Genomic DNA, 19,037 nt, shown 5'->3' with positions numbered 1-19,037 from the left:
CACACTCAATTCAATCGTTCCGAGAGCCTGGCCAGCAGTTCGTCTTCGGCCAGGTCGTCGTAGGCGTCCTCGTTGGTCACGTCACTGTCCCCGATGGGGTCAGCATCAGGGCTGCCGGCGACCTCGTCGTCGTTACCGGCGGTCCCGATTATCTCAGGCAACACCGACGCCAGATAATCGGTGAGCGCCTCGATGGTCGGATAGTCGAAGACGACCGACGCGGGTAGGACCTCCCCCAGGCTTTCGCTCAGCGAGCGCTGCAACGTTACGCTCATCAGCGAATCCATGCCGAATTGGAAGAAGCCGACCGTGGGGTCCAGCGTGTGGGCCGAGGCCAGGCCCATCGCAGCTGCCACCTGGCCCACGACGTGGTCGGCCAGCAAATCCCTGCGGTGCTCGGCAGGCGCGTCGCGCAGCGCCGCCCGAAACGCCGTGTCACCGGTCGCCGTGGCCGAGGAGCCCGCTTCGTCGTTGCTGGCCAGCAGATCGTCGAGGATGTGCAGCTGCGCGCGGGTGTGGTACGCCGCGGCCAGGCGCGGCCAGTCGGCAGCGACCACCGTCGCACGGGCGGGTGCGCCGGGCCCGGTCAGCAGCCGCAGCGCCGAGATCGCGACGTCGTCGGGCATCGGCTCCAGCCCGGACTCCGCGGTGGCCTGCTTCTCGAAACCGGTCTGCACGTCGGCCAGGGACTTCCACAGCCCCCAATTGATCGCGGTGGCCGGTAGGCCCGCGGCGCGGCGGGCGAACGCGAACGTGTCCAGGAAGGTCGTCGTCGCGGCGTAGTGGGCCAGCCAGCGGGAGCCCAGCACACCCGAGATCGACGAGAACAGCACGAACTGGTCGACGGGGTGGTCCAGCGACAGCGCGTCCAGCAGCGCGACCGCGTCCATCTTCGAGCGGAACATCGCGACGACGTCGTCGCGGGTCATGTCCGCCAGCGTCACCGGCCCGCCGCTCATCGCGGCGAGATAGACCCCGCCCAGCGGGGGAAGGTCGGCGCCGAAACGGTCGAACAGCGCGCGCAGCGCCGTCTCGTCGGCGGCGTCGGCGGCCGCAGTGACGACCGTCGTCCCCGCCACTGCCAGCCGTGCGATCAGGTCGTCGAGCCGGTTACCCGGATTACGGGACACGGCGACAACGGTTTTCGCGCCCATTGCGGCGAGCTCTTCGATCAGGCGGGGCCCGATGTTGCCGGTCGCGCCGATCACCAGGTGCGCCTTGTCGGGATCCAGCCTGGTGGCCTCCGTCGCGGTGGGCAGCTGATGCACCAGCCGTGCCACCCGGCGCGCACCCGCCCGGTAGACCACCTGGTCCTCACCGTCGCCGGCGTGCGCCTCGGCGAGCACCCAGCGGGCGGTCACCGGAGCAGGTACCGACGCGTCGACGTCGATCAGGCCGCCCCAGATCTCGGGATGTTCCAGGGCCAGCGTGCGGCCGAGTCCCCAGAGCACCGCCTGCGCGGGATTGGCGCGATCCCCCTCCTCGACCGGCTGGGCGTTGCGGGTCAACAGGTACACCGCGGGCGGAGTCGGGCTGCCCGCGGCGGCCGCGGCGATCACCCGGCCGGCCTCGAACAGGTCGTAGCCGAGCTCGTCGGAGTCGCTGCCGTCCGGAGCAAAGAGCACGTGGCTGGCGGCGGCCACCGCCTCGGCCAGATCGTCGTCACCGGCAGCCCGGGTGCTGACCGGGGCGCCCAGCAGGCGGGCCATCTGGCCGCCGACGCGGGCGTCGCCCACCACCAACCATCGGCCGTCGGGACTCGGATCAGGTTGCGTGGCAAGCGGTTTCACCGGCCACGTCAGCGCGCAGAACCACTCCGCGGGCACGGTGCTGTCGGCGGGCAGCGCGCCAGGCCGGACCTCGGCGGCGCGCCGCAGCGGCCGCACGTCCACCCAGTGCCTGGTGTGCTGCCACGGGGTGGCGGGCAACACCACGTGCGGCTCGCCGTGATGCGGCGTCTGCGGCGGCCGCGTGGTGTGGGTGGCGTTGAGGTTCGTGTGGAACGTGACGGTGTCGTCCGCGTCACGGGCAAGGGTGCCCAGTGACAGGATGCCGGCCTCCTCTGCCAGGGTCGCGGCGATCGGTTGACCCATCGTGGCGTGGGGGCTGATCTCGACGAAGGTGCCGTGGTCGACGGCCGCGGCGGCGACGGCGCGGCTGAAGCGCACCGGCTGGCGCACGTTGGCCACCCAGTAGTCGGCGTCGAATGTGGGCGGCTGCGCGGGATCGACGACCGTCGACAGGAACTGCAGCGTCGGTGCCGCGGGCGTGATGCCCGAGAGCGCCGCACCGATGTCGGCCAGCACCGGATCCATCAGGGCGGTGTGCGACGCGACGACCATGTTGACGCGACGGGCGAACGCGTTCTGTGCGGCGACAGCGGCGATCACGGCGTCGACCTCGTCGGGCAGCCCGGCCACGACCGTCTGGCGCGGCGACAGGTAGCCGGCGATCTCGACGCTCGGGTACGACGTGATGTGCTCGGCGGCGGTGTCCTCGTCGACGGCGAGCAGCGCGACGGCGCCCTGGCCGGCCAGGCGCGACATGATCGAGGAGCGGGCCGCGATCACCGTCAAGCCGTCAGCCAGGCTCAACGCCCCCGCGACCACGGCAGCGGTCACCTCACCCATCGAATGCCCGATCACCGCATCCGGATGCACCCCATGAGAGCGCCACAACTCGGTCAACGCCAACTGCAGACCCATCAGCACCGGCTGCACCTCGGCATCCCCGCTGACCGCACGACCCTCGGCGATCACCTGCTGCAGCGAGAACCCGACCTTGTCCACGAACACCGGCTCGATCTCCGCCACGGCAGCGGCAAACGCCGGCTCATCGGCCAGCAACTGCCGACCCATCCCCGCCCACTGCGAACCCTGCCCCGAATACACGAACACCGTGCCCGGCTTCGGAACGCTGGCGCCCGCGGGGACCACACCGGGTGCCGACTGGCCGGCGGCCAATGCCTGCAAACCGGCGATCGCATCGGTGCGGGTGCGCGCGGCGACCGTCCCGAACGTGGAGTGCTGGGAGCGGTGATGGTTCAGCGCATGCGCGACGTCGCCCAGCGACGCCTCCGCGCCCGCACCGGCCATCCACTCCGCCAACATCCCGGCCTGCGCGGCGACCCGCTGCGGCGTGCGGCCAGAGACCACCAGGGTGGCGACGGCAGCGTCGTCCGGCACGTCGGCAGGCACCGCGACCGGCGGCTGTTCGATGACGACGTGGGCGTTGGTGCCGCCGAAGCCGAACGACGAGATCCCGGCCCGGCGCGGCCGCCCGGCCGGCGCCCACTCGGTGTGCTCGGCGACCACGGCCAGGCGGAGCTTGTCGAACGGGATGTGCGGGTTCGGGTTCTGGTAGCCGCGGTTGGCGGGAATCATGTTGTGCTGCAACGCCAGAACGGCCTTGGCGAAGCCGGCGATACCCGCCGCGGCCTCCAAGTGCCCCAGGTTGGACTTCACCGCACCCAGCAGCAGCGGACGGTCCGCGGGCCGGCCCTTGCCCAGCACTGTGCCCAGCGCGCGGGCCTCGATCGGATCACCGAGCAGCGTGCCGGTGCCGTGCGCCTCCACGTAGTCGACCTCGCGCGGGTCCACCCCGGCAGTCGCGTAGGCGGCGCGCAGCACGGCCATCTGAGCCGACGGGTTCGGCGCCATCAACCCGTTGGACCGGCCGTCCTGGTTGACCGCCGAACCGCGGATCACCGCCAGCACCCGGTCGCCGTCGCGCTGGGCGTCGGAGAGTCGCTTGAGCACCGCCACGCCGCAGCCCTCGCCGCGGACGAACCCGTCGGCGGCCGCGTCGAACGCGTGGCACTGCCCGGTCTTCGACATCGCCTCGGCCTGGTCCAGACTGCGCGTGCCCGCGGGCGACAGCAGCAGGTTCACGCCGGCCGCCAACGCCACGTCCGAATCGCCGGCCCGCAGGCTCTGGCACGCCAGATGGATCGCCACCAACGACGACGAGCACGCCGTGTCGACGGTGACCGACGGGCCGCGGAAATCGAAGAAGTAGGAGATGCGGTTGGCGATGATGCTGATCGACCCGCCGGTGCTGTACCAGGCGTCGATCGCGCTCAGGTCCGCGGCGCCGAGCTGCGCGTAGTCCGCGGCGCTCGCACCGGCGAACACACCGGTGCGGGTCTCGGCCAGGGTGTCGGCGGGAATGCCCGCGTTCTCCAGCGCCTCGTGTGTGACCTCGAGCAGCAGCCGCTGCTGCGGATCCATCCGCATGGCCTCGCGCGGGATCACTTCGAAGAACTCGGCATCGAAGGCGTCGATGTCGCGCAGGTAGGAGCCCCGACGGGTGGTGTTCGCCAGCGCGGCGGCGCCCTCGGCAGTGCCGTCGTCGAACGCCGCCCACCGCTCGGCGGGCACCTCGACCACCGAGGATCGGCCCTCGGTGAGGAAGTCCCAGAACGCGTCCGGGCCCTCGATGTTGCCGTCGGCTTCCTCCCCACCGGGCAGCCGGAGCCCCAGCCCGACGACGGCGATCGGCTCGTCGGTCGAGCCACCCGACCGCACCCCGACTGCATCGTCGACCGGCTCGACCTCGCCGCCGGTGAGGAACTTCGCCAGTGCGTCGACCGTCGGGTACTGCCAGAAGTCCACCGGCGACACCGGCCTGCCCAGGTACTCCGACAGCACGCCGGTCAGCACCACGGCGTCGCGCGAACCCACCCCGAGGTCGTGCATCGAGGCGCCGCGCGCGATGTGCTCAGGACTGCAACCGTTGTTCGTGACCAGGTAGTCGGTCAACCAGCGACGAACAGCAGCCTCGTCGAAAGCAGAGGTCATCTAGTGGCGTCCAACCGGTTGAACTTGTTGTCGCGGTAGAGGTCTGCGCTCATGGCGCGGCGCACCTTGCCGCTGGTGGTCAGCGGCAGCGAGCCCGGCGGCACCAACGCGAAGTCGGCGAGCCGCACGCTGTGGGTCATCGAGATCGCCGAGGTGACCTTCTGCGTGACCGCGTCCAGCTGCGCCGGATCGACCTGCTTCTTCAGCTCGGCGATCACCACCAGCTTCTCGCTGGCCCCGTCGGGCACCGAGATCGCCGCGACCCGGCCGCCGGTGAACTCCGCGACCGTGCCCTCGATGTCGTCGGGGTAGTGATTGCGACCGTCGACGATCAGCAGGTCTTTGATGCGTCCGACGATGTAGAGCTCGTCGTCGAAGATCACGCCGAGATCGCCGGTACGCAGCCACGGCCCCTTCGGGGTGTCGCCGCTCGGGTCGGCGAGTTGGCCGGAGAACAGCTTCTGCGTCAGTTCGGGGTTCTGGTAGTAGCCGCCGGCGACGTGGTCGCCGTGCAACCAGACCTCGCCGATCGTGCCGGCCGGGTTCTCCGTCAGCGTCTCCGGATCGACCACCCGAACCGTCGTCGAGCGGGGTACGCCCAGCCCGATCTGCTCGGTGCCGTCGTCGGCGACCTCGCTGCGCTCGGCCTGTCCCGCGGCCAGCTTCTCGTAGTCGAACCGTACCGACGTCGGGGGGCGGCCACCCGCTGTGGCCACCACGTACACCGTCGCCTCGGCCAGACCGTACGACGGCCGCATCGCGGCGTCGGACAGACCGAACGCGGCGAAGCGCTCGTTGAAGCGGCGCACGGTCGACCCGTGCACGCGCTCGGCGCCGTTGATCATCACCGCGACGGTGCTCAGATCCTTGCCGGCCATGTCGTCGTCGCTGGTGCGCTTGACGGCGAGCTCGAACGCGAAGTTCGGGGCCGCGGTGAACGCGCTGGGATGGGAGCCGAGCAGCTGCATCCACCGCGACGGCTTCTGCATGAACGAGATCGGGCTCATCAGCGCCGCGGGCGTGCCCAGCATGATCGGGATGAACACACCCACGATCAGCCCCATGTCGTGATAGAAGGGCAGCCACGACACCACCGTGGTGTCCTCCGGCGCACGCCCGTCCGGGTAGGCCTCGTAGTAGTCGGTGAGCAGCTCGGCGACGTTGACCAGCACGTTGCGGTGGCTGACGACCACACCGGCGGGCAGCCGGGTCGACCCCGATGTGTACTGCAGGTAGGCGGTCTTGGGCAGCGCGACGGGCGCGGCCGGACGCAGCGGCGAATCGAAGTCGAGCGTGTCGACCTCGAGGAACTTGGGCGCGCGCTGGCGGTCGAGTTGGCCGTAATGGCGGATGTCGTCGACGACGGCCGAGGTGGTCAGCACGGCGACGGGCTGGGAGTCCTTCATCGCGCCGGTGACGCGTTCGTCGTGCTGGCGCAGCTGCGGCATCGTCAGCGGGACCGCGATGAACCCGGCTTCGATCGCGCCGAGGAAACCGATGATGTACTCCAGACCCTGCGGGGCCAGGATCACCGCGCGGTCCCCGGGTGAGCCGAGCGTGGCCAGCTTCGCGGCCACCACACGGACCCGGTGGTGTACCTCGGACCAGGTCAGCGTCTCGGAGATGCCCGCGGGGTCGGCCTCGTAGTCGAAGAACGTGTACGCGTCATCGTCGGGCTGCTGCTGCGCACGGTCGGCGAGGAGCGCGGGAATGGTCGTCACGGTGGGCGCCGTCAGTGCTGGCATCAGTGGTCCTTTCGCAGACATCTCCCGACATGGTCTCGCGCGTCGGGTCGATCCGGGAAATTCGGGGGATTCCGTCGCGTCGGCACGATCGTGCGATCAGTTCGACTCGACGCTGTCGAACAGCGAGTCCAGCAGGCTGTCCTCGTCGTCATCGGCGGCGGCCGTGGCATCGTCGCCACCTGCCTCCGGGTTCAGCTGCTGCGCCAGATAGCCGGCGAAGCTGTCGATCGTCGGGTGGTTGAACAGCATCGTCGCCGACAACTCCAGCCCGACCAAGCGCTCGATCTCCCGGCGGATCGACATCGCCATGACCGAGTTCAAACCCATCTCCGCGAACGGCCGATCGGTGAGCACGTCGCTTTCCGGCAGGCGCAACTCGGTCGCGAGGATGCCGCGCAAGCCGTCGCGCAGCTCGGCGAGCAGCTCGTCACCCTCCAAGGCGGCCCAGTTCCGTGTCGGCGCCGACGGCCGGTGCGCGTCGGCACCGACGGCGGCGGCATCCTGCGCCGAACTCATCGGGGCCATCACGACCTGGTCGATGTCGAACCGCGTGACGTGGTCCCACGCCGCGAACGCCTCGCCCGGTGCGACGGGCCGTGAGCCCACCCGCTCCAGCTCGGACACCACGACCTGGGCTTCGCTACCGAAGCCGAGGCCGCGCCACGCGACCCAGTCCAGGCTGACCGTGTTGTCGCCCTGGGCGTGCCGGGCGCGGGCGAGCGCGTCGAGGTAGGCGTTGCCCGCGGCGTAGGCGCCCTGGCCAGGGATGCCGAACACCGCGCCCGCGGAGGCGGCCAGGTAGAGGAAATCCAGCGCCTTCGGCGGGAAGAGGTCCGCGAGCACCTGCGCGCCGGCGATCTTCGGCCACACCGTGCGGTGCACACGCTCGGATTCCAGCTCGGTGAGCAGCTGAGCCTCGGTCATGCCTGCGGCGTGGATGACACCGCGGATCGGCGGTGCGCCGTCGGCGTCACGGCGATCGAGCAGCGCAGCCACCGCGTTACGGTCGGCGATGTCGATCGCGACGGTGTCGACGCTGACCCCACGCAGTTCGAGCGCGCGGATCGCATCGATCTTGTGCCGCCGGTCGGGCTCGGTGACCTCGGCCCACACGCGGCGCGGCGGCAGCGCTGTGCGGCCCGCCAGCACCACGCGGCGTGCACCCCGGTCAGCGAGCCAGTCAGCCATCAGCAGACCCAGCACGCCCATGCCGCCGGTGATCAGGTAGGCGGCATCGGGCCGGCAGTGCAGCGGTTCGCGCACCGGCGCCTCGGTGAGCTCGGCCAGCGTCGGGGTCAGCAGTTGGCCGTCGCGCCACACGGACACCGACTTGACGGGGTCGGCCAGCGCGGTGACCAGCGTCTCGGCGTCGTTCGAGGCGTCGGTGCCGGCCTCGGAGACGTCGATGAGACCGCCCCACAGCTGCGGCTGTTCGGCGCCGATGACGCCGGCCAACCCCCACAGCGGGCTCTGGCGCAGCGCCGATTCGGTGGCGGATTCGAAGACCCCGTGGGTGATGACCCACAGCGTCACGGGGTGGCGCGGCTCCCGGTCGGCGAGCGTGGCGACCAGCTCGCCCACCTCGGTGGTCAGCCGGACTGCGGTCTCTTGGGCAGACGGACCGTCGGAGTCGGCGACGTAGACGACGGTGCGGGCCTCGGTCACCTCAGCCTCGGTCTCGACGGCTGCGCGCAGTGCGGCGGCGAATGTCCCGGAGCCGACGACGGCGACGGAACCGGTGTCGGTGCCCGGCGTATCTGTGGTCCACGGCTGCCAGTCCAACCGGTGGGCGATGCGGCGCGGTTCGGCGGCGGCGGGCGCCGCCTCGTTCACGTCGACCGCGGCATAGCGCACGCCACGCAGGTCGGCGACAACGGTGCCGTCGGCGGATTCGACGGACAGGTCGACGACGAGACCGTCGTCGTCGCGGTTGCGGTAACGGGTCACCACGGTGCCGCGCCCCGCGCTCGCGTCACCGACGATGAACTGCTCGACCGCGGCCGGCACCATCAGACCGGGGGTGGACGCGTCGACGAGGCGGCCCAGGTTGACGGCGGCGTCCAGCGCGGCGGCCAGCGGCGCCCCGGGAGCGTCGGCGAAGGTCACCTCGGTGCGCGCTTCACCGTGCGCCTGCGTGTGTCCGCCGACCGTCCACGGATAGGCCAGGCCCTCGATCCCCCACGCCTGATGTAGTTCGGCCAGCGCGCTGGGGTCATAACCTGCCGAGCCCGACACGTCCGATCCGGCGGGATCGGTGGGTCCGACGGCCTCGCGGCTGATGCGCGAGCTGACGTGCCGGATCCACCGGCGGGCCCCACTGTCGTCGCCGCTGTCGTCACCGGTGGCGGACGATATCGTCACGACGTCGGCGTCGGCGTAGACCTGCACCACCCGCGGCGCGTCGAGGCCGATCGGGAATTCGAAGCGCACGTCGGCGAGCGCCGCGGCGCCCACCCGCTCGGCGGCCAGCGCCAGCGTCTGCAGCAGTACCGACAGCGGCACGATCTCGGTGCCGGCGAACCGGTGCGGATGCGGATACGGTCGCGCCTGCGGCGTCAGCCGGGCCTGCCACAGGTGGCCGGGCTGCGGGCCGGCGACGACGGTGTGGCCACCCAGGACGGTGCCCGGACGCGGCGCCGACGGCCCCGATGACGTGGGCTTGCGGAGCGCCCAGTGCCGGGTGCGGTGCCACGGCGTCGTCGGCAGTGCGACGCGCGGGCCGCCCTGGTGCGGCGGGTGTTCGGTTTCCGGCGCATGCGTGGTGTGGGTGGCGTTGAGCGTGGTGTGGAACGACACCGTGTCGTCGCCGTCGCGCACCAGCGTGCCCAGTGCGTGATGGTGTCCGGTGGTGAGTGTGTCGGCGACGGCGTAGGTCAGGATCGGGTTGGGGCTGATTTCGACGAACGTGCCGATCTCCTGCGCGGCGGCGGCCACGGCCCGGCTGAAGTGCACAGGCTGGCGCACGTTGGCCACCCAGTAGTCGGCGTCGAGCACGGGATCCTGCTCGTCGACGACGGTCGAGAGGAACGGGATCGACGGCGTGCGCGGCGTGATGGCGGCGAACGCGTCACGCAGATCCGGCAGCACCGGGTCCATCAGCGCGGTGTGGGAGGCGACCTCCATGTTGACGCGGCGCGCGAAGCGGTCCTGCGCGCCGACGGCGGCGATCACCGCGTCGACCTCGTCGGGCAGACCCGCGACGACCGTCTGGCGCGGCGACACCAACCCGGCGACCTCGACGCTCGGATAGTCGGCGACCAGCGTCTCGGCGGCATCGGGATCGAGTTCGACGAGCGCGACGGCGCCCTGGCCGGCCAGGCGCGACATGATCGAGGAGCGGGCCGCGATGACCGTCAAGCCATCAGCCAGGCTCAACGCCCCCGCGACCACGGCAGCGGTCACCTCACCCATCGAATGCCCGATCACCGCATCCGGATGCACCCCATGAGAGCGCCACAACTCGGTCAACGCCAACTGCAGACCCATCAGCACCGGCTGCACCTCGGCATCACCGCTGACCGCACGACCCTCGGCGATCACCTGCTGCAGCGAGAACCCGACCGTGTCCACGAACACCGGCTCGATCTCCGCCACGGCAGCGGCAAACGCCGGCTCATCGGCCAGCAACTGCCGACCCATCCCCGCCCACTGCGAACCCTGCCCCGAATACACGAACACCGTGCCCGGCGTGCAGGCGCCGATGTGCGGGCCGACGACACCGGGCGCCGACTGGCCCGTGGCCAGTGCCTGCAGACCGGCGAGGGCCTGCGCGCGATTGCGGGCGACCACGGTGGCGAACTTGTTGTGGTGCGAGCGGTGATGGTTCAGCGCGTCCGCGACGTCGCCCAGTGACGCCTCCGCGCCCGCACCGGCCATCCAGTCCGCCAGCATCCCGGCCTGCGCGGCGACGCGCTCCGGCGTGCGACCCGTCACGACGAGCGTGGTCACCGCCGGCTCCTGGGCTGGGGCGGGAGCGGCCGCTCGCGGCGCCTCTTCGATGACGACGTGGGCGTTGGTGCCGCCGAAGCCGAACGACGAGATCCCGGCCCGGCGCGGCCGCCCGGCCGGCGCCCACTCGGTGTGCTCGGCGACGACCCGCAGGCGCAGGTTGTCGAACGGGATGTGCGGGTTCGGGTTCTTATAGCCGCGGTTGGCGGGAATCGTGTTGTGCTGCAACGCCAGAACGGCTTTGGCGAAGCCGGCGATACCCGCCGCGGCCTCCAGGTGCCCCAGGTTGGACTTCACCGCACCCAGCAGCAGCGGACGGTCCGCGGGCCGGCCGCGGCCGAGCACCGTGCCCAGCGCGCGGGCCTCGATCGGATCACCGAGCAGCGTGCCGGTGCCGTGCGCCTCCACGTAGTCGACATCGCGTGGCTCGACGCCCGCCGCGGCGTAGGCCGACCGCAGCACGGCCATCTGCGCGGCCGGGTTCGGCGCCATCAGACCGTTGGACCTGCCGTCCTGGTTCACCGCAGAGCCGCGGATCACCGCGAGGATGCGGTCGCCGTCGCGCTGGGCGTCGGAGAGGCGCTTGAGCACCGTCACTCCGCAGCCCTCGCCGCGGACGAACCCGTCGGCGGCCGCGTCGAACGCGTGGCACTGCCCGGTCTTCGACATCGCCTCGAGCTGGTCGAAGCTGCGGGTCACGGCTGGCGACAGCACCATGTTGACCCCGGCGGCCAACGCCACGTCCGAATCGCCGGCCCGCAGGCTCTGGCACGCCAGGTGAATCGTCACCAACGACGACGAGCACGCCGTGTCGATCGTCATCGACGGGCCGCGCAGATCGAAGTAGTAGGACACCCGGTTGGCGATGATCGACAGCGCACCGCCGGTGCCCGACCACGAGTCGACATCGCCGAGGTCGGTGGTCGACAGGTAGCCGTACTCCCCCAGGCATGCGGCCGCGAACACGCCGGTCTGGGTGTGCCGGAGGCTGTGGGCCGGGATGCCGGCGTTCTCGAGCGCCTCGTGGGTGACCTCCAGCAGCAGCCGCTGCTGGGGGTCCATCCTGTCGGCCTCGCTCGGAGAGATCTCGAAGAACTCCGCGTCGAACGCGTCGACGTCGCGGAGGAACGACCCCCACCGGGTGGTGCCGGCGAGGGCGGCGGCCGCCTCGGGGGAATCGATCCGGAACGACTCCCAGCGGTCGGCGGGCACCTCGCGTACCGCGGACCGGCCTTCGGTGAGGAACTCCCAGTACTGGTCGGGCCCCTCGAGGTTGCCGTCGGCATCGGAGCCGTTGGGCAGACGCAGGCCGAGCCCGATGACCGCGATCGCGTCGTCGTAGTCGGCTCTGCCACCCTCCCGGGCGGCAGCGACCGTGCCGACGGGAGCCTCGATGGGATCGACCTCGCCGCCGGTGAGGAATCTGGCGAGCGTGTTGATCGTCGGGTACTGCCAGAACTCGACCGGTGACACCGTGCGCCCGAGCAGCTCGGACAGCTCGCCGGTCAGCACGACGGCGTCACTGGACCCGACAGCGAGGTCGTTCAGCGGAGCATCGAGATCGATTTCGTCAGGGCTGCATCCGATGTTGGTGACCAGGTAGTCGACCAACCAGTGCCGGAGTGCATCCTCGTCGAAAGCAGAGGTCATGTAGTGACGTCCAACCGGCTGAACTCGTCGGAGCGGTAGCGGTCCACGCAGGCCGAGCGCCGGATCTTGCCGCTGGTGGTGATCGGGATGGAACCGGGTGCGACGAGGACCAGGTCGGACACGCGCACGCTGTGGGTCTTCTTGATCGCCGAGGCGACCTCACGCTTGACGGCCTTGAGCTTGTCGAGCGCCTCGGCTTCCGACGTGCCCTTCTTCTTCAGCTCCACCACGGCGACGAGCTGCTCACTGGTGTCGTCGAGCACCGAGATCGCGGCGACGCGGCCCCCGGTGATCTCCTGGATGGTGGCCTCGATGTCGTCCGGGTAGTGGTTGCGGCCGTCGACGATCAGCATGTCCTTGATGCGGCCGATGATGAACATCTCGCCCTCGCTCATGACGCCGAGGTCACCGGTACGCAGCCAGGGACCGACGGGCGTGCCCTCGGACGGGTTCACCAGCTGGCCGTTGAAGGTGCGCTCGGTCTTGACCGGATCCCGCCAGTAGCCCAGCGCGACCTGTTCGCCGTGAATCCAGATCTCGCCGACCTTGCCGTCGGGATTCTCGACGCACGTCTCCGGGTCGACGATGCGGATGGTCGACGACCGCGGTGCGCCGTAGGTGACGAGCTCGGTGCCCGCTTCGGTGCCGCAGCGTTCCGCGTGGCCGGCGGCCAGCTTCTCGTAGTCGAAGCGCACGGTCGACGGGGTGTGCCCGATCGGAGCCGAGATCACGTACAGGGTGGCTTCGGCCAGACCGTAGGACGGCAGCACCGTCGTCGGGGGCATCCCGAAGGGGGTGAAACGCTCGTTGAAGCGGCGGATGGTGGCCGAGTGGATGCGCTCGCTACCGCTGATGATGCCGAGGACGCCGGTGAAGTCCAGGCCCTCGAGATCGGCATCGGTGGTGCGCCGTACCGACAGTTCGAACGCGAAGTTGGGGGCCGCCGACCAAGCGCATGTGTTCAGCCCGAGCTGCTGAATCCAGCGGGCCGGCTTCTGCAGGAACGCGACCGGGCTCATGACGACCGCGGGCCGGCCGTGCAGCCGTCCGCCATTGTCTTCGTCCGGGGTCAGCAGCGAGGCGAAGACGCCCTGGATGAGGCCCATGTCGTGATAGAAGGGCAGCCACGACACAAGCGTGATGTCGCGCGGCGGCACGCCGTTGCGGTGCTCCATGTAGTCGTCGAACACCTGCTTGACGTTCGCGATCACGTTCTGGTGGGTCATGATCACGCCGGCCGGTGCGCGCGTGGAGCCGGAGGTGTACTGCAGGTAGGCGGTCTTGGGCAGCGGACCGACGTTGACCTGGGGGGTCACCGGAGAATCGAGGTCGAGGGCGTCGACCTCGACGACGGCGGGCGGGTTACCGCCGGGCAGATTGCCCACGTAGTTCAGGATCTCCCCGACCACGGCGGAGGTGGTCAGCACGGCGGTGGGCTGGCAGTCGCGCAGGGCACCGTTGACGCGCTCGTCGAGCTGACCCATCGCTGGAACCGGCAGCGGCACCGCGATCATGCCCGCGGCCATCGCGCCGTAGAACGCGACGATGTACTCGAGCCCCTGCGGAGCGAGGATGGCCGCACGATCGCCCTTGCTGCCGTGGCGCAGCAGTTCGGCAGCGACGACCTGAACACGGTGGTGAACCTGCGACCACGTCAGGGTCTCGGCGTAGCCGTTGGGGTCGATGTCGAAGTCGAGAAAGGTGTACGCCGCGTCATCGGGCTGTAGCCGCGCTCGCTCGGCGAGGAGGCCAGGAATGGTCGACTCAAGCAAAGGCATGGCGACGTCCTTTCATCGTTTGATCCTGCGTCCCGGCCCCATTGCCGCGTGGCAAACCGGACGCCAGCTCGTGCCGCGCATCCCCCGCTTGGCCGAAGGCTAACACCGACCCGTCACAAATGTCGTGTAATCCGACCAAGGATTAGACCACGAAGTGCTTGCCAGAGGGAAGTCGCTCGATCGACCCCGATTTCGTCCGAAACGCGCTGCACGGACGGCCGTTTTTATTCCCGATGCAACGCCGCAGGTTTTGCCAGCTCAGCAAACGTCCACCTCACTCACCGGCGGCCGGTTGCTCGGCGGAGGCGCAGGCCGGTATGCGAATCGAGTGGCGCGGCAGCGCAACGCCATGCCCCAGTCGCCTTGACACGTGCGTAAACAGTTTGCGGTATTTGCACGCCGATGTCGAGTACGTTCCTGACTCCCCGGTAAGTTGCAGGTCCGGCCAGCCTCCCGAAGTGGACCGGCGCGTACCACGGCGACCGATCTGATGTGCTCCGCGCGGCGACGCCGACAACCGCTGTGCCAGCGCCGGTGTGGTCAAAGCCACACCAGCCGATCAGCTCGCTGCGGCGATCCGCGCCGCGATCTTCGCCTCGATGTCGGGCACCACCTGGCCGAGTTGCTCATTGAGATAGAAGTGATGGCCCGGCAGCTCGAGCGCCGTGAAGTCCGACCGGGTGCGGTCGGCCCACGGCGCCACCTTCGCGGCCGTGGCGATCTCGTCGTCGTCGCCGAAGTAGGCGTGGATCGGTCCGGACAGCGTCACCTCGGGCGGGCAGCTGTACGACGCGATCGCCTTGAGCCCGCGCAGAGTCGGCAGGATCGCCGCCGCGAACTCGGGGCTCTTCATGAACTCCGGATTGGCGCCCGTCATCGTGCTCACCGCACCGAGCAGCCCCTCGTCGTCGTCCGGGATGTCCTCGTAGCCGACGTGGCCCGGCGCGGCCACCGCGGACACGAACAGCCCGCTGATCGGCCGGCCGGCGTCCTCGAATCTGCGTGCCACCTCGAACGCCAGCAGCCCACCCATGCTGTGCCCGAAGAAGAACACGGGTCCCCCGTGGTCTTTCTCCGGGGACACCATCGTGACGACCTCGTCGGCGAGTGCGGGCAGGCTGGTGAACGACGCGAAATCCTGCTTGCCGCGCTGTCCGGGGTACTGCACCGCGGTCCGCTTGATGTCGATCGTGAAGGTCTTGGCGAACGGCACGTAGTACTGAGCGGACCCGCCCGCATGCGGAAAGATGAACAACCTCGGCTGTGTCACCGGGACACCCTATCGATCAGGCGAACGCCTCCACGGGCGGGCACGAGCACACCAGATTGCGATCGCCGTACGCCCCGTCGATGCGTCGCACCGGCGGCCACACCTTCGGCCGGAACCCGTGCCCCAGCGGATAAGCCGCCTGCTCGCGCGTGTACGGGTGATCCCAGGCGTCGACCAGCAGGCTCTGAGCCGTGTGCGGCGCGCCGCGCAGCGGGTTGTCCTCGGCCGGCCACTCCCCCGAGCCCACCTTGTCGATCTCGGCGCGGATCGCGATCATCGCCTCGCAGAACGCGTCGACCTCGGCGAGCGACTCGCTCTCGGTCGGCTCCACCATCAGCGTGCCGGCGACGGGGAAGCTCATCGTCGGCGCGTGGAACCCGTAGTCGGCCAAGCGCTTGGCCACGTCGTCGACCGTCACGCCCGTCGCCTTCGTGATACCGCGCAGATCGAGGATGCACTCGTGGGCGACCATGCCGTTCTCGCCGGTGTAGAGCACCGGGTAGTACTCGTCGAGACGGCGGGCGATGTAGTTGGCCGACGCGATCGCGACCAGGGTGGCCGACCGCAGCCCGTGGGCCCCCATCATCCGGATGTAGGCCCACGTGATCGGCAGGATCGACGCCGAACCGTACGGCGCCGCAGACACGGTCAGCTCGTCGGAGAGTTCGTCGGCCAGCGGATGCCCGGGCAGGTACGGCGCCAGGTGCGAACGCACCGCGACCGGGCCGACGCCGGGTCCACCGCCACCGTGGGGGATGCAGAACGTCTTGTGCAGGTTCAGGTGGCTGACGTCGCCGCCGAACTTGCCGGGGCGGGCCAGCCCGACGAGTGCGTTCAGATTCGCGCCGTCGACGTAGACCTGCCCGCCGGCGTCGTGCACCGCGGCGCAGATGTCGGCGACGTCGTGCTCGTAGACGCCGTGGGTGGACGGATAGGTGATCATCAGCGCCGACAGGTGCTCGGCGTGCTGGGCGATCTTGGCGCGCAGATCGTCGAGGTCGACGTCACCGTTCTCGCGGCACGCGACCACCACGACCTTCATGCCGGCCAGCGCCGCCGAGGCCGCGTTGGTGCCGTGCGCGCTCGACGGGATCAGGCACACGTTGCGCTCGGCCTGGCCCGCCGCGATGTGATAGGCCTGGATCGCGAGCAGGCCGGCGTACTCGCCCTGCGAGCCGGCGTTGGGCTGCAGCGAGATCTCGTCGTAGCCGGTGATGCCCGTCAGCCATGCCTGCAGATCGGCGATCAGGCGGCGGAGCCCCGGGGTGTCCGACGCGGGCGCGAAGGGGTGCTGGCGACCGAACTCGGGCCACGTGATCGGCTCCATCTCAGCGGCCGCGTTCAGCTTCATCGTGCAGGAGCCCAGCGGGATCATGCTCCGATCCAGCGCGATGTCCTTGTCGGCCAGCGAGCGCAGGTAGCGCATCATCGCGGTCTCGGTGCGGTACGAGGTGAACGCCGGATGGGTCAGGAACTCCGACGTCCGGTTCGCGATGTCGCTACCGGCTGAGGCAGGGGCCACCGTCGTGGCACCGCCGGAGAACGCGGCGAGCACGTCGGCCACATGCGCATCGGTGGTGGCCTCGTCGCAGGACACCGACACGTGGTCGGCGTCGACGAGCCACAGGTTGATGCCACGTCGCTTGGCTGCGTCGACGACCTCGCGGGCCCGGCCCGGCACCCGGGCCAGCACGGTGTCGAAGAACGCGGGATGGACGACGTCGACGCCGGCCTCGGCCAGGCCGCCGGCCAGGCTCGTCGCTCGCCCGTGCACGCGTGCGGCGATCGCACGCAGCCCGTCGGCGCCGTGGTAGCTCGCGTACATCGCGGCCATCACCGCGAGCAGCACCTGTGCGGTGCAGATGTTGCTCGTCGCCTTGTCGCGGCGGATGTGCTGTTCGCGGGTCTGCAGAGCCAGGCGGTAGGCCGGCGCTCCGTCGGCGTCCACCGACACTCCGACGAGGCGGCCCGGCAGCTGGCGTGCGTGCTTCGAGTGCACCGCCAGGTACCCGGCGTGCGGGCCGCCGAAGCCCATCGGCACACCGAAGCGCTGCGTGGTGCCGAACGCGACATCGGCCCCGATCTCCCCCGGCGGGGCGATCAGCGTGCACGCGAGCAGGTCGGTGCCGACGGCGACGAGCGCGCCGCGCTCATGCGCCTCGGTGACCAGGGCTGTCCAGTCCTGCACGGCTCCGCTCCCACCGGGCAGCTGAACGATCACTCCGAAGAAGTCGCCCTCGGGCAGGCCCTGGCGCAGGTCGGCGGTCACGATCTCGATGCCGAGCGGCTGCGCGCGGGTGCTCAGCACCGCGGCGGTCTGGGCGAAGACGTCGGTGTCGACGGCCAGGCGTCGGCTGGAGCCGCGCACGGCACGCTGCATCAGCGTCATCGCCTCGGCGGCGGCCGTGGCCTCGTCGAGCATCGAGGCGTTGGCCACCTCGAGCCCGGTGAGGTCGGTGACCATCGTCTGGAAGTTCAGCAGCGCTTCGAGGCGACCCTGGCTGATCTCCGGCTGATACGGCGTGTACGCGGTGTACCAGGCCGGGTTCTCCAGGATGTTGCGCAGCAGCACCGGCGGGGTCAGCGTGTCGTAGTAGCCCTGGCCGATCATCGACACCGCGACGGTGTTCGAGTCGGCCAATGCGCGCAACTCGGCGAGCGCCTCGGCTTCGGTGGCCGCCGGGGGCAGATGGTCCAGGCCGGGCGCCACCGCGTCGTCGCCGTCGCCGGTCAATGCGTCGAGAATGCCGGCGGGCAGGGCCTTGGCGGCGAGTTCATCGAGAGAGGAGACACCGATCGTCTCCAGAAGCGTGGCAACCGCGTCGGCGTCGGGCCCGATGTGGCGGTCGACGAAGGTCAGTTCGCGAGGTGCATTGTGATTCGACACGGGGTGATTCGACACGGGGAAAGTCTCCCGACGTTCGGGCGCGAGGCGCGCAGGCGTACCGGCGCCTCCCCCTCTGTCGTCCACCCGATCCGGGCTGCCTGAGAGATTCGGCAGCGTCCGACTGCGAATGTCGGTGTGCCTTTCCCCATGGGCGGGTGCGAAGCACCGCTTTCCAGAGGCATCGGGGCCTGACGCGGTCCGGGGGCCTGAGAGGTTGACGGAGAGGTGTTGCTCCTTCGGCGCCTGTGACTGGCGGTCACAGAGCTCTCCCGCGCGAGGGCGATGCGTCAGCCAGTTTAGCGCGCCGCCCGTAGAGGTGCGGTGTCAGCCGATCTTGCGGTCGCGATGCTTACGCCGCGAGGCCAGCTCGTCCTCGGGGGCGGAGATCGACTCGCCGCCGTCAGCGCGCTCACCCGGGAAGTCGGCGATGGCGCCGGTCAGTTCCCGCATGGCGCCGGAGACCGCGATGCCGAACACGCCCTGACCGCCCTGCAACAGGTCCACCACTTCTTCTGCCGAAGTGCACTCGTAGACCGTGGTGCCGTCGGAGAACAGGGTGATGTTCGCCAGGTCAGAGACGCCGCGCTGACGCAGGTGGTCGACGGCGACGCGGATGTTGTGCAGCGAGATGCCGGTGTCGAGTAGTCGCTTGACGATCTTGAGGACCAGGATGTCCTTGAACGAGTACAGCCGCTGACTTCCCGAGCCCGCCGCGCCGCGGATCGAGGGCACCACCAGGGAGGTGCGGGCCCAGTAGTCGAGCTGGCGGTAGGTGATGCCGGCGATCTGGCAGGCGCTGGGCCCGCGGTAGCCGACGAGTTCGTCGGGCACCGAGTCATCAGGAAACAGGCCGGCCTGCACGGGCTCCGCGGCGACCCGGGGAAGGGTGTCGGCCTCGGGGGCACCGGTGTTCAGGTCCAGCTGCTCCTGGCGTGGCGTGTCTCCCACGTGTCGAATCCT

7 protein-coding genes and 1 riboswitch are annotated in these 19,037 nt (G+C 70.2%); all 7 genes read right to left on the bottom strand.

Annotation, left to right across the window (positions count from 1 at the left end):
- Positions 1–5 precede the first annotated feature (5 nt).
- On the bottom strand, positions 6–4,799 hold the full coding sequence (locus tag ACZYYX_RS18325; RefSeq protein WP_463816014.1) for an SDR family NAD(P)-dependent oxidoreductase: 4,794 nt from the start codon (positions 4,797–4,799) through the stop codon (positions 6–8).
- A complete protein-coding gene (locus ACZYYX_RS18320; RefSeq protein WP_463816013.1) occupies positions 4,796–6,544 on the bottom strand; it encodes an AMP-binding protein in 1,749 nt (582 codons plus the stop codon). The genes ACZYYX_RS18325 and ACZYYX_RS18320 overlap by 4 nt, the downstream gene beginning before the upstream one ends.
- Positions 6,545–6,640: 96 nt before the next feature.
- Positions 6,641–12,142 (bottom strand): type I polyketide synthase, encoded by a 5,502-nt coding sequence (locus ACZYYX_RS18315; protein ID WP_463816012.1) that lies wholly within the window; start codon positions 12,140–12,142, stop codon positions 6,641–6,643.
- Positions 12,139–13,920: an AMP-binding protein gene (locus tag ACZYYX_RS18310; RefSeq protein WP_463816011.1), complete on the bottom strand. Its 1,782-nt coding sequence runs from the start codon at positions 13,918–13,920 to the stop codon at positions 12,139–12,141. The genes ACZYYX_RS18315 and ACZYYX_RS18310 overlap by 4 nt, the downstream gene beginning before the upstream one ends.
- A gap of 559 nt (positions 13,921–14,479) precedes the next feature.
- Positions 14,480–15,190, bottom strand: a complete 711-nt coding sequence (locus tag ACZYYX_RS18305) for a thioesterase II family protein (RefSeq protein ID WP_463816010.1) — start codon at positions 15,188–15,190, stop codon at positions 14,480–14,482.
- A gap of 16 nt (positions 15,191–15,206) precedes the next feature.
- Positions 15,207–18,050 (bottom strand): aminomethyl-transferring glycine dehydrogenase, encoded by a 2,844-nt coding sequence (gcvP, locus tag ACZYYX_RS18300; RefSeq protein WP_463816503.1) that lies wholly within the window; start codon positions 18,048–18,050, stop codon positions 15,207–15,209.
- Between the two features lie 211 nt (positions 18,051–18,261).
- Positions 18,262–18,359: riboswitch (glycine riboswitch) on the bottom strand.
- A 42-nt stretch (positions 18,360–18,401) separates the two neighbouring features.
- On the bottom strand, positions 18,402–19,025 hold the full coding sequence (locus ACZYYX_RS18295) for a MerR family transcriptional regulator (protein WP_463816009.1): 624 nt from the start codon (positions 19,023–19,025) through the stop codon (positions 18,402–18,404).
- Positions 19,026–19,037 lie beyond the last annotated feature (12 nt).

It is taken from the genome of Mycobacterium sp. IDUB_1 (genome assembly GCF_055419625.1).
The sequence above is the reverse complement of the archived record's forward strand: the minus strand, read 5'-3'. Positions and strand labels throughout refer to the sequence as shown.

Bases quoted from the DNA above. Each gene is read 5' to 3' on its own strand.
- ACZYYX_RS18315 (WP_463816012.1), bottom strand. From the start codon at position 12,142: ATGACCTCTGCTTTCGACGAGGATGCACTCCGGCACTGGTTGGTCGAC.
- ACZYYX_RS18310 (WP_463816011.1), bottom strand. From the start codon at position 13,920: ATGCCTTTGCTTGAGTCGACCATTCCTGGCCTCCTCGCCGAGCGAGCG.
- ACZYYX_RS18320 (WP_463816013.1), bottom strand. From the start codon at position 6,544: ATGCCAGCACTGACGGCGCCCACCGTGACGACCATTCCCGCGCTCCTC.
- ACZYYX_RS18325 (WP_463816014.1), bottom strand. From the start codon at position 4,799: ATGACCTCTGCTTTCGACGAGGCTGCTGTTCGTCGCTGGTTGACCGAC.